This is a genomic window from Flavobacterium branchiophilum NBRC 15030 = ATCC 35035 (assembly GCF_002217205.1).
GTDB lineage: Bacteria > Bacteroidota > Bacteroidia > Flavobacteriales > Flavobacteriaceae > Flavobacterium > Flavobacterium branchiophilum.
Genome location: NZ_MUGT01000035.1, coordinates 38,937 through 51,161, shown reverse-complemented (window position 1 = coordinate 51,161; position 12,225 = coordinate 38,937). Strand labels below are relative to the sequence as shown.

The 12,225-nt window shown below is 34.0% G+C and carries 10 protein-coding genes; 6 read left to right on the top strand and 4 right to left on the bottom strand.

What is annotated here, in order from left to right:
• Positions 1–479 precede the first annotated feature (479 nt).
• The 4 genes from scpA to udk all read right to left on the bottom strand — a co-directional run bounded on the left by scpA (position 480) and on the right by udk (position 5,027).
• On the bottom strand, positions 480–2,606 hold the full coding sequence (gene scpA / locus B0A58_RS04810; RefSeq protein ID WP_089080085.1) for a methylmalonyl-CoA mutase: 2,127 nt from the start codon (positions 2,604–2,606) through the stop codon (positions 480–482).
• Between the two features lie 32 nt (positions 2,607–2,638).
• A complete protein-coding gene (locus tag B0A58_RS04805) occupies positions 2,639–4,003 on the bottom strand; it encodes a methylmalonyl-CoA mutase subunit beta (protein WP_089080084.1) in 1,365 nt (454 codons plus the stop codon).
• A 22-nt stretch (positions 4,004–4,025) separates the two neighbouring features.
• Positions 4,026–4,355: an FtsB family cell division protein gene (locus tag B0A58_RS04800; RefSeq protein ID WP_089080083.1), complete on the bottom strand. Its 330-nt coding sequence runs from the start codon at positions 4,353–4,355 to the stop codon at positions 4,026–4,028.
• Positions 4,356–4,418: 63 nt separating this feature from the next.
• On the bottom strand, positions 4,419–5,027 hold the full coding sequence (gene udk / locus B0A58_RS04795) for a uridine kinase (protein ID WP_014083346.1): 609 nt from the start codon (positions 5,025–5,027) through the stop codon (positions 4,419–4,421).
• Positions 5,028–5,518: 491 nt separating this feature from the next.
• Between udk and B0A58_RS04790 the strand changes: the two genes are divergently transcribed.
• The 6 genes from B0A58_RS04790 (at position 5,519) to B0A58_RS16625 (ending at position 12,220) form a co-directional block, all read left to right on the top strand.
• Positions 5,519–6,421, top strand: coding sequence for a glycosyltransferase family 2 protein (locus B0A58_RS04790; RefSeq protein ID WP_089080082.1), 903 nt, complete (start codon positions 5,519–5,521; stop codon positions 6,419–6,421).
• 53 nt (positions 6,422–6,474) lie between these two features.
• Positions 6,475–7,371: a class I SAM-dependent methyltransferase gene (locus tag B0A58_RS04785; protein WP_089080081.1), complete on the top strand. Its 897-nt coding sequence runs from the start codon at positions 6,475–6,477 to the stop codon at positions 7,369–7,371.
• Between the two features lie 11 nt (positions 7,372–7,382).
• A complete protein-coding gene (locus B0A58_RS04780; RefSeq protein ID WP_089080080.1) occupies positions 7,383–8,330 on the top strand; it encodes a glycosyltransferase family 2 protein in 948 nt (315 codons plus the stop codon).
• A 9-nt stretch (positions 8,331–8,339) separates the two neighbouring features.
• Positions 8,340–9,482 (top strand): glycosyltransferase family 4 protein, encoded by a 1,143-nt coding sequence (locus tag B0A58_RS04775; RefSeq protein WP_089080079.1) that lies wholly within the window; start codon positions 8,340–8,342, stop codon positions 9,480–9,482.
• A 117-nt stretch (positions 9,483–9,599) separates the two neighbouring features.
• Positions 9,600–10,673, top strand: a complete 1,074-nt coding sequence (locus B0A58_RS04770; protein WP_089080078.1) for a DegT/DnrJ/EryC1/StrS family aminotransferase — start codon at positions 9,600–9,602, stop codon at positions 10,671–10,673.
• A gap of 104 nt (positions 10,674–10,777) precedes the next feature.
• Positions 10,778–12,220 carry a WbqC family protein gene (locus B0A58_RS16625; RefSeq protein WP_207758834.1) on the top strand — a complete coding sequence of 481 codons (1,443 nt, stop codon included), beginning with the start codon at positions 10,778–10,780 and terminating at the stop codon, positions 12,218–12,220.
• The last annotated feature ends 5 nt before the right edge of the window (positions 12,221–12,225 follow it).

The window sequence follows — 12,225 nt, the reverse complement described above, 5'->3', positions numbered from 1 at the left end:
ATCAATCATAAAAAATAAATATTCGAATCATGCAAAGGGTCGGAAAACAGAATTAGTACGTTTTTTTTGTAAATTTTTTTCTACTTTTTTTAAAAAATTTTAAAGCATTATAACAGTTTGTCTTACCTGTGTATTTATTACAATAAAATTACGGAATAATCTTACTGTAATAAAAAATCTTCGGGCATTGCCAAAATCTTGACCACTTATTTTATTGAAAATTAACATGATAAATGTTTTTTTACTAAGTATTGTGATAAGTTATAGGATTACAAAGATTTTATAGTTTCTTTGAAACCTCTAACTTCCAACCTCTAGCTTCTAACCTCTAGCTTCTAGCTTCTAACTTCTAACCTCTAACTTCTAGCATTTATTTAATCTTTGTCAAAGGTATAAACTTTGACAAAGATTATAGAGACAAATCAATGCTTAACTAAACGACATGTACGTGTCTATTGGCTAAAAGTTGCTTTATTGCATTAATCCTGAAGTAAAACCTCCAAAATACTGATGGCTGCAGCACTAATTTTGGTACCAGGACCAAAAACGGCAGCTGCACCAGAGTCGAACAAAAACTGATAATCTTGAGCAGGAATAACCCCACCCACGATGACCATAATATCTTCTCGGCCATATTTTTGAAGTTCTGCAATTACTTGAGGTACAAGGGTTTTGTGTCCAGCGGCCAACGACGAAACACCAAGTATGTGCACATCGTTTTCTACGGCTTGTTTGGCAGCTTCGGCAGGCGTTTGAAACAGAGGCCCCATATCTACATCAAATCCAACATCGGCATAACCCGTTGCTACCACTTTTGCCCCTCTGTCGTGTCCGTCTTGTCCCATTTTGGCAATCATAATCCTTGGTCTGCGGCCTTCTTTTTCGGCAAATTGATTGGCCAATTCTTTGGCTTTTTCAAAACTTTTATCGTCTTTTATTTCTTTACTATACACACCACTAAATGATTTAATTTGTGCTTTATGTCTTCCAAAAACCACTTCCAAAGCATCGCTGATTTCGCCAAGTGTAGCTCTTTCTCGGGCAGCATCTACGGCCAATACCAATAAATTTCCCGATCCAGTTTGTGCCGTTTGGGTTAGTTTTGCTAATGCAGCTGCTACCTTTTCTGGGTTTCTTGTGGCTTTGATGTGCTCTAATTGTTCCATTTGTTGTTTTCTAACCAATTGATTATCAACATCCAAAATTTGCAACGGATCTTCTTGTTCCAATCGGTATTGGTTTACCCCAACAATCACATCTTGGTTACTATCAATACGGGCTTGTTTGCGAGCCGCAGCCTCTTCAATACGAAGTTTTGGAATGCCAGATTCTACGGCTTTGGTCATCCCGCCAAGGGCTTCAACCTCTTCAATCAATTGCCAAGCACTTTGAGCAATGTCGTTGGTTAAATTTTCTATATAATAACTACCTGCCCACGGATCGACGGTTTTGCAAATTTTGGTTTCTTCTTGCAAATAAATCTGTGTGTTTCTAGCAATTCTGGCAGAAAAATCGGTAGGCAAAGCAATGGCCTCGTCAAGAGCATTGGTATGCAACGATTGTGTGCCACCAAAGGCTGCTGCAGCGGCTTCAATACAAGTTCGGGCCACGTTATTAAAGGGGTCTTGCTCGGTCAAACTCCACCCCGATGTTTGACAATGGGTTCTCAAGGCCAATGATTTTTCATCTTTGGGTTCAAATTGTTTAACCAGTTTGGCCCATATCATTCTACCGGCTCTCATCTTGGCAATTTCCATAAAATGGTTCATTCCAATGGCCCAAAAGAAAGATAATCGAGGAGCAAATTCGTCAATTTTCATGCCAGTTGCCAGCCCTGTTCGGATGTATTCCAATCCATCGGCTAGGGTATAGGCGAGTTCAATATCGGCGGTAGCTCCTGCCTCTTGCATGTGGTAGCCCGATATAGAAATAGAATTGAATTTGGGCATGTATTTGCTGGTATATTCAAATATATCGGCAATGATTTTCATAGAAGGCGTTGGTGGGTATATGTAAGTATTTCTTACCATAAATTCTTTCAAAATGTCATTTTGAATCGTACCCGAAAGTTGTACTGGCTTAACACCTTGTTCCTCTGCCGCTACAATATAAAAGGCCATAATGGGCAAAACGGCACCATTCATAGTCATAGAAACGGACATTTCGTGGAGCGGAATTTGATCAAAAAGCACTTTCATATCTTCCACAGAATCAATGGCTACACCTGCTTTTCCTACATCGCCCACCACTCTTTCGTGGTCAGAATCGTAGCCTCTGTGTGTGGCCAAATCAAATGCTACAGAAAGTCCTTTTTGTCCAGCAGCCAAGTTGCGTCTGTAAAACGCATTACTTTCAGTAGCCGTAGAAAAACCTGCATATTGACGAATAGTCCATGGACGACGGACATACATAGAGGCATAAGGGCCTCGCAAATGGGGTGCAAAACCCGCAGCAAAATCCAAATGCTCCAAGCCTTCTATGGACGAGGCATCATATTGAGGTTGAATCAAAATGTCTTCGGCTGTTCTAAAAGCCGTTGTTGGTTGGGTATTTATTTCAGGTGTAACAGCCTGATCTAAACTTATATTTTGTATATTTTTTCTCATTTTTTTAAAAGGTAAAATCAAATGTATTCCGTTTATTCTAATGCCAATCGGTCTTGTTCTAATTTTTCAGACAATCTTTTTTCAATAATTGGGGCAATCAACGTTTTGCGAGGATTATTTTTTACAAATGGATACAACTCCAAATCGTGTTTCATTTGGTCTTTTGGATTTGGATATTTGTTGGTACCCAATAAAATTTCTTTTCCAGAGTCAAATAAAGCTTGCTCCTTATCGGCACTTTCTTGGATTTTTCTTTTGATAGTTCCATCGTTCAATTGTTTCAAAAAACCACCATTTGCTTCAATGTCTTTAAATAATGCCAAGGATTTTTCAGCCAATTGTTGGGTGATATTTTCTATATAATAGCTGCCATCTGCAGGATTGTTTACTTTGTCAAAATAACTTTCATTTTTCATAATCAACAACTGATTTCTGGAAATTCTATCGCCAAATTCGTTGTTTTTGTGGTACAAAGCATCGTAGGGCAAGTTGATAACGGTATTGGCCCCACCCAAAATGGCACTCATACATTCAGTTGTAGTTCGCAACATATTGACGTTATAGTCATAAATGGTTTTGTTGCGATGGCTTGGTGTGGCCACAATATGGCATGTGATGTTCGAGTGGTATTCTTTTGCTAATAAGTTGAATAACAGTCGTAAAGCTCTCAATTTGGCTATTTCAAAAAAGTAATTGGTACCAACAGCCACATGCAATACTATGGTGTTTTTATAGGTTTCTACAACATTCAAATACTCGTTGGCATGGGCCAGCGTATAGGCAATTTGTTGCACCATATTGGCACCCGCATTTTGATACAATCCTGCATGAACCCCCAAAAGTATTACTTTTTGCGTTTGGCTCACAAGCTTGTTGAGCGTTTCAAAATTGTCTTGCTCAGCGGTTTCAAACCAATTGCCTTCTTTGGCCAATTGCCCAATTGGATCGATATTACAATAAATCGTTAGGTTGTTTTGTACCGCTATACGGTCTATTTGCAATACGAAATCGATTGAGAGAAAAGATAAATCAAAGAAAACGGGAACGTGTGCTACCGAAAGACTTATAAGCAGTTTTTCGATGTCTGTTTGGTCGTTTTCAATTACAAAATGCAAACTTTCTGCGCCTCTATTAAGGCTGTCTGCTGCTTTTTGAATGCTCTTCAAAACGTCTTGAACAAAAATAGCTTGACCTATTTTAAATTCGGTAACGGTGGTTCCAATAGGATAAGGTTTTTCAAACTCGTCTTGATGGTAAAATGGTTTTACCTTAATATCTTCGGGCGAATTCCAAACTAAAGTGTCGTTATAATCGGCACCCTTTAGTTCATACTGCAATTGATTTTTCCACTGCTTGCTGGAAACAGCCTCAAAATCAGAGAATAATTGTTGTGGCATTGTACTTGATTTTTATTTTTGTTTAATTTATTTTCGAAACTAGCGTATCATCTTTAAATTCGACGATATAGACATCTTCACTGTCTTTTTTCATAAAATATTTCTCACGAGCATATTTTTCAATTTGTCCTTCATTTTTCAACAATTTGATGCTGTGTTTGTCTTTGGCAATTTCTTGCTGGTAATACCATTTGTTTTCGTTTAATTCATCAATTTGATTGTCTAAAAACCGATGGTCAAAAAACGAATAGTTATCTAAAAACATCATCCAAATAAAAAAACCTATTGAAATGACAATATATTTATTTTTCCAAAAAGGTAATTTTTCTTTATTTGCGTCTTTTTTTTTCATATTTTTTTTATAAATGTTAATTTTAAATTCAATTGTTTGTTAATAAAAAAATTAGCATTAAAATTATTGAATTTTCTGATTGATTACGGCTCTAACTACATCAATAGCTACATTGTTGTGTTTGTCGTTTGGAATAATGATGTCTGCAAAAGCTTTTGTGGGTTCAATAAATTGTTGGTGCATCGGTTTTAGCGTTGTTTGATAACGGTTCAACACCTCTTCCATGTCTCTACCTCTTTCGGCTATATCTCGTTTCAAACGACGAATCAATCGCTCGTCTGAATCGGCATGAACAAAAACTTTAATATCAAATAATTCTCTTAATTCTGGATTGGCCAAAATCAAAATACCTTCTACAATCAACACTTTTCGAGGGTGGGTAGTTATGGTGTCTTCGGTTCTGTTATGGGTAACAAAAGAATATACAGGTTGATGTATAATCTTACCTGATTTTAAGTCTTTTAAGTGTTGTACTAATAAATCAAAATCGATGGCCCGAGGATGATCAAAATTGATCAAAGCCCGCTCGTCAAACGACAAATGGCTGTTGTCTTTATAATAGGAATCCTGCGAAATAATATCTACCTCGGTTTGAGGCAACTTTTTCATAATTTGATGCACTACGGTTGTTTTTCCCGATCCTGTACCACCTGCAATTCCAATAATTAACATAATTTGTATGAATTTAATTTTGTTTACAAAAATAAGACATTTTATGTTAGCATATATTTGATTTTTTGAAATTGTGAAATAAAAAATATAGGCAATTTTTTTTAACGAAAACGTTGTAATTGATTTTGTTTTTTATATAAAATATAAATTTTCTGATTACAAATACACGAAACCTACTCAACAGCATTTAATTTAAAATAGGCATAAAACACTGAAATACGATAGGGTACAGAAAAAAAATGCGTTGCAAAATCAAATATAGCACAACAATAACGACATAATTATTTAAAAATTAGGAAAAATGAACAACCGTTTGAGATAGCAAATAGGATTAAATGAAGTTTCATAGCTGTTTGCAAGTCAAAAAAATTTAAGTTTGTCGAAAACTTTTTATAATTTTGCACAGCTTTTTAAAAACGGTAACAAAAATGCTTTTGATTGACAATGAAAGATTTTGTAACTGGTTTTTTATTGCCTCAAAATAATTTTATATGAAACAGCTGGCCATCATCATCCCTTATTACAACAAAAAATATTTTGGCGAAACGTTGCAATCGCTTGCTAATCAAACAGATAAACGTTTTGTGGTGTATATTGGAAATGACAACAGCCCAAACGACCCTTTGGATGTATTACAACAATATGAAGGGCAATTTGACATGGTGTATCAAAAATTTGAAACCAATCTTGGGGGTACTTCCTTAACACAACAATGGGATAGGTGTATAGCCTTGAGTCAAAACGAGCCTTGGCTCATGATTTTGGGCGACGATGATGTGTTGGGACACAATGTAGTAGCGGCTTTTTATGCACATGTAAACGAAATTGTATCGCAAAAATTACATGTGATTAGATTTGCAAGTGTTTTATTTAATGAAAAAGACCAATCAGAAAGCAAACCCTATACACATCAAAAGCAAGACAATACCCGAGCATTGTATTTTAAAAAAATCAAGCACCAATCTCGGTCGTCGTTGAGCGAACATATTTTTAGCAACAAAGCCTATCAACAATTTGGATTCAAAAACTACCCATTGGCTTGGCATTCAGATGATATGGCTTGGCTCGAATTTAGCAATTTTGCCGATTTATATGGCATCAACGAAGCTATGGTTCGGGTACGCATGTCGCACGACAATATAAGCGGGCAACGCAGCAATTTGCATCAAAAAGAACTGGCAAGTTTTGAATTTTATCAAGATTTAACTGAAAAATATTGGTCTAAATTTAATGAAAACGAAAAAAAAATGTTATTACAGCAATTTGAGTTTAAAACAATGGCTGTACATCAAAAAAAAATTAATACATTTGTTAAAATTTCCAAATTATACCTGTCAAAAGGCTATTTTGAACAATTAATACGATTTTTAATACGATTTATAATTAAATATTAAATAAAAGGTATAATTATATTTGCTCCAAACACAATAAATTTAATATACTATCAATGAAAAAACTGATTAAACGCATCATCGATTGTTTTCCACACGTCAAAAATCTCAAAGCCCGAAGCGGAAATACCTACTTTCCAAACGGACATTTTTATTCGCCCGTAATAGATATTGAAGCCATAAAAAAACGAGAACACGAAATTTGGAAACACGAAAAAACGGAAGGAATAAAAGGCATCAGCCTGAACACCGAATCTCAAAAAGCCTTACTTGGTGCATTTGAAAATTACTATGCTGATTTACCATTTGCTGCCGAAAAACAAGAAGGACTTCGATATTATTATCAAAATATCTATTATGGTTATACAGATGCCATTATGCTATATAGCATGATGAGGCATTTTCAGCCCAAACGCATTATCGAAATAGGTTCAGGTTTTTCGTCTGCCGTTATGCTCGATACCAACGACTTGCATTTTGACGGCTCGTTAAACATCACGTTTATAGACCCTTATGCAGATAGATTGTTTTCGTTGATGACGGCAAAAGACAAACAAAACATCAAAGTAATAGAGCAAGATGCCCAGCAAATTCCATTAGAAACTTTTGAAGTTTTAGAGGCTGGCGATATTTTGTTTATAGATAGTACCCATATTTCAAAAACAGGAAGCGATGTCAATTATATTTTATTTGAAATACTACCCGTATTGCAAAAAGGGGTGCTGATTCATTTTCATGATGTATTTTATCCGTTTGAATATCCAAAAAAATGGGTTTTTGATGGCTTCAATTGGAATGAAGATTATATTTTGAAAGCTTTTTTGATGTACAATTCTGAATTTGAAATAAAAATATTTCCTGATTATTTACATAAATTACATCCAAATTGTTTTATAAATATGCCGTTGTGTTATCAAAATACAGGAGGCAATATTTGGATACAAAAAATATAAATTTATTATAAATGAATCCACCTTTAGTATCCGTTATCGTTCCAGTATATAACGTAGAAAAATACTTAGCCCGATGTTTAGACAGCATTATCCATCAAACGTATTCTCATGTAGAAATTATTTTGATAAATGATGGGTCGCCAGACAGCAGTGGTACCATTTGCGATGCTTATGCCAAAAAAGATAGTCGCATACAAGTTTTTCATCAAGAAAACAAAGGACAAAGTGCGGCCAGAAATCTAGGGGTTAGTAAGGCAAATGGAACTTATATTTCATTTATAGACAGTGATGATTGGATAGAATTGGAATTAATAGCCGAAAGTATGGCGCTTATGCTAAAGAATGATTTGAAAATTGTAGAATTTAGATTGAAATTTTCAACAGAAGTGCAGTTTTTTTCAAATACTTTTCAAATTCAAACGGCAAACCAAGCGTTAGTACGGATTATGAACGAAGAAACCTATGGAGTACCCATAAGAATTTATCACAAAAGTTTGGTAAAACCACTTCAATTTATAGATGGTAAAATATTTGAAGATATTTTATATACATTTCAAATTGTAAGCGCTGTAGATGCAATTGGTTTGTACGATAAAAATTTGTATCATTATTTTAATGAAAATATAAGTACAATTAGAAGTAGTTTTACATTAAAAAAACTCAACCATGTTGAAATATTTTTAGAAACCAAACAATTTGCAATTAACAAAGGATTGAATACCCTTTTAATAGAAAAAATAAAAAAAGAAATTGTTCAAAAATCCATGAATTGTTATTTGGCCCTAACAGGATTACCTCATTTGGATCCTGATAAAAAAAACAGGATAAAATTAAAAAATTGGATTAAAGATAATTATTCATCAAATGCAAAATTTAATGTTTATACCCGATTATTGCGGTATTTGCCCATGAATATTTTTGATACTATATTTAAAATAAGAAATAAATTAATAAAATAAACAACACCAATGAAAAAATTATTTGTATTCAGTTCTTGGGATAGCTCTTTTTTTAGGGAGCAAGCCCGATTAGTAACACAAGAATTTGAAGTAGAAATGTTGGTTTTTATGCCAAAAAGTATCAGAGAATTTTTTAAATATAAAAACCTAATACAATTTCAGCACCGCATTTCGGAAGAAGGGATGTCTGTAACTTCGGTAAGTTATTTGAGTTTTTGGTTTTTGCCCTATTTCATTCAGGAAATGATAGAAAATTATTATTTTAAAAAATTAAATGCAAGACTTCATGTGGATAAAAATGCCATAATACACGTCAATACGATATATGAAGCGGGTTTTTGGGCCAATCAGTTTCACAAAAAAACGGGAGTTCCATACATTATTCACGAACAACAAAAATTTATCCTTTCGTATAGAACCAAACGCAGCATGAATTTGATTCACGAAGTGATAAGAAATGCACACAAAATGTTGGTTTCTAGCCACGATCAGGCCAGACAATTGCTCACACACGGATACCAATTTGAGTTTGAAATATTAGGAAATTATGTAGATGAAAGACTTTTTTTTCCAATTGATAAACCAGAGTCAGACGTGTTTAAAATTATTACCATTGGAGCATTTACCTATTTTAAGGACCAAAAAACAATTTTCAAAACACTCAAAGTTTTAGATGGCATTGCATTTGACAAAAAAATAGAGTTTCATTATTTTGGCATCAATGGGTGGGGAGTCAATCATACCGAAACAGTAAAAAAATTGGTACAAGAGTTTGATTATCAAAATGTTGAGGTGTTTTTGTATCCAGAAAATCATTCCAGAGCTTCCATTGCACAAAAATTTCAGGAGGCAGATATGTTTATTTTATCCTCGCTCATGGAGGGCATGTGTGTATCTTTAATGGAAGCACTTGGCAGCGGATTGCCTGTTTGTACAACGCAATGTGGTGGCGTAGATGAACTCATAGACGAAGAAAATGGTAAGGTTTTTCAAATTAGAGATTTCCAATCGATGGCAGCGTTTATCGAAAAAATTATAAAAAAAGACATCGTTTACGACCGAAAACGAATTGCCGAAAAATTGATTGATGGTTTTGGCAACGTGGCATATAAAGCCAAATTGTTGCACTATTATTTAGACATGATCAAATAAGTTATGGGACACCTTTGATGTTAAAAACGATTTGCTTTATAGGTACATTTCATCACTACAACAAACAAAATTCTGTATATTTGCAAAAAAATAATATAAAAAATAATATAAAAATAAATGATTAACGTAACCAAGACATTCTTTCCGCCCCTAGAAGAATATAAGGAACATTTAGCTCGTGTTTGGCAAAACCAGTGGCTAACCAATAGAGGTGCGTTATTGCTGGAACTGGAATCCAAAATCAAGCAAAGATTAGGTGTTTCAAACATTATTATAATGAATAATGGCACCATACCCATTCAAATAGCACTTAAAATATTAGGTAATCAAGGCGAAATAATTACAACCCCTTTTAGTTATGTTGCTACAACATCGGCCATTGTTTGGGAACAATGTAAGCCTGTATTTGTAGATATTCATCCAGAGTATTTAACCATAGACGAAACTAAAATCGAAGCAGCCATTACCCCAAAAACCACAGCTATTTTGGCTACACACGTTTTTGGAAATCCTTGTCATATCGAAGCGATACAAGCCATTGCTCAAAAACACAACCTCAAAGTAATTTATGATGCAGCACATTGTTTTGAAGTAACCTATCATGGACAATCTATTTTTGAGTATGGCGATGTAAGTACATGTAGTTTTCATGCCACAAAATTGTTTCATACTGGCGAAGGCGGAGCTGTTTTTTGTGCCAATGAAGTGTTACAACATCAAATGTTTTACAGTCATAACTTTGGTCATAACGGGCCTTTAGATTTTCATGGATTGGGTATCAATGGCAAAATTTCTGAATTGCAAGCGGCTATGGGATTGTCAGTTTTACCCTATATGGACGAAATATTGCGGGGTAGAAAAAAAGTAGTAACCATTTATTTGGAAAACCTGAATTTTGAAGTATTACAAACCATCAAAATCAGAGCCAACACCAACTGGAATTACAGTTATTTCCCTGTAATTTTCCAAACAGAAAGTCAATTGTTACACGTACAAAAGGCTTTAAACGACCAAAATATTTTTCCTAGACGTTATTTTTATCCATCTTTAAATACAATAGATTATGTAAAAGGTGGTCAAATGCCTGTTTCAGAGTCTGTTGCTGCTCGGATATTGTGCTTGCCATTATATAAAGAACTTTCTGAAGAGGATTCTTATTTAATTTGTAAAATTATAAATGATAATTTGTAGTTTGCTGTCTAAAAAAGTGAGGTGTTTTCAATACAACATTTATTAAAAAATGTCTTTCAAATAAATAAAAATAAATCAATTTCAATTATAAAAAAAACTTTGATATGAAATTAGGCATCATGCAGCCCTATTTTTTTCCGTATATTGGATATTTTCAATTGATCAATTCAGTTGATATTTTTGTAATATATGACGATGTCAATTATATAAAACAAGGTTGGGTAAACCGCAATAATTTGTTAATCAATAAACAAAAGCATTTGTTTACTTTGCCGCTGGACAATCCAAGTTCTTTTTCAAAAATAAATGAAATCGATGTCAATCCAAAATTTTTTGACAAATGGCGCTCAAAATTCTTGCAATCGATAGAACAATCATATAAAAAAGCCCCGTATTTTGAACCTGTTTTTGCTATAATAAAAGACACCCTTTTTTCTGGCAAAACAAAAATAGCAGAATTATCTACTGTTTCTATAACATTGATTGCGAAATATTTAGAAATGGATACCCAAATTCGACCCTCATCAACGATGTATCAAAACAACAATCTAAAAGCACAGGATAGGGTGATTGATATTTGCAAAAGAGAAAATGCCTCTAGGTATTCGAATCCAATTGGAGGTAAAGATTTGTATTCCAAAACCAAGTTTAACGAACATGGAATAGATTTGAAAATTATTACTTCAAATCCAATTACTTACAAACAATTTGGAAATGAATTTGTTCCAGGTTTGTCTATTATTGATGTTTTGATGTTTAATTCTGTCGAGGATACTAAAAAGCTTTTGAAAGAATTTGAACTACACGAAAAAGTAGATGTGTTAGAAACCATTGATGTGGATTTGCAAGCCAAAAACCAGCACATTTTGATAGCAGGTGCAAAAGGATTGGCAAAAGAGGTGCTGGAAGTTGTTTATAAGCAAAATCCTGAATGCAACATCACTTTTTTTGATAATATCAGTAATGATTTACCTAGGAAATTGTTTGGTAGGTTTTCTATATTAAGAGATGTGAAAGAAGTGGAACATTATTTTAAAACGGTTGATAAGAAATTTACAATTGGAATAGGAAATCCATTGTTAAGGAAATCCATTCATGATATGTTTGTTGAAATAGGTGGCGAATATGTTTCGACTATAAGTAATGCTTCTGAAATTGGTAGTTTTGATGTAGAAATTGGCAAAGGAACCAATGTATTGTCCCATGCGATTTTTTCAAATAGTGTTCGGCTTGGTATAGGGTGCTTAGTATATTATCGTACTACTATAACCCATGATTGTATAGTGGGCGATTTTGTAGAAATGTCGCCAGGAGTAACCCTTTTAGGGCGTTGCAAAGTGGGTTCTTATAGCCAAATAGGGTCTAATGCCACTATATTGCCAAAAGTAAAAATAGGCAGAAATGTTATTGTTGGTGCGGGAGCTGTAGTAACAAAAGATGTGCCAGATAATTCGATGGTAGTGGGGGTTCCTGCAAAAATTATCCGAAAATTAGAACCATTAGTGGATGAAATAAAATCAAAAAAAAAAGTTATAATTTATAAATAAATTTA

What these genes read in the sequence shown, in the direction of transcription:
- scpA (WP_089080085.1), bottom strand. Translation starts at nt 2,606, where the DNA reads ATGAGAAAAAATATACAAAATATAAGTTTAGATCAGGCTGTTACACCT.
- B0A58_RS04805 (WP_089080084.1), bottom strand. Translation starts at nt 4,003, where the DNA reads ATGCCACAACAATTATTCTCTGATTTTGAGGCTGTTTCCAGCAAGCAG.
- B0A58_RS04800 (WP_089080083.1), bottom strand. Translation starts at nt 4,355, where the DNA reads ATGAAAAAAAAAGACGCAAATAAAGAAAAATTACCTTTTTGGAAAAAT.
- udk (WP_014083346.1), bottom strand. Translation starts at nt 5,027, where the DNA reads ATGTTAATTATTGGAATTGCAGGTGGTACAGGATCGGGAAAAACAACC.
- B0A58_RS04790 (WP_089080082.1), top strand. Translation starts at nt 5,519, where the DNA reads ATGAAACAGCTGGCCATCATCATCCCTTATTACAACAAAAAATATTTT.
- B0A58_RS04785 (WP_089080081.1), top strand. Translation starts at nt 6,475, where the DNA reads ATGAAAAAACTGATTAAACGCATCATCGATTGTTTTCCACACGTCAAA.
- B0A58_RS04780 (WP_089080080.1), top strand. Translation starts at nt 7,383, where the DNA reads ATGAATCCACCTTTAGTATCCGTTATCGTTCCAGTATATAACGTAGAA.
- B0A58_RS04775 (WP_089080079.1), top strand. Translation starts at nt 8,340, where the DNA reads ATGAAAAAATTATTTGTATTCAGTTCTTGGGATAGCTCTTTTTTTAGG.
- B0A58_RS04770 (WP_089080078.1), top strand. Translation starts at nt 9,600, where the DNA reads ATGATTAACGTAACCAAGACATTCTTTCCGCCCCTAGAAGAATATAAG.
- B0A58_RS16625 (WP_207758834.1), top strand. Translation starts at nt 10,778, where the DNA reads ATGAAATTAGGCATCATGCAGCCCTATTTTTTTCCGTATATTGGATAT.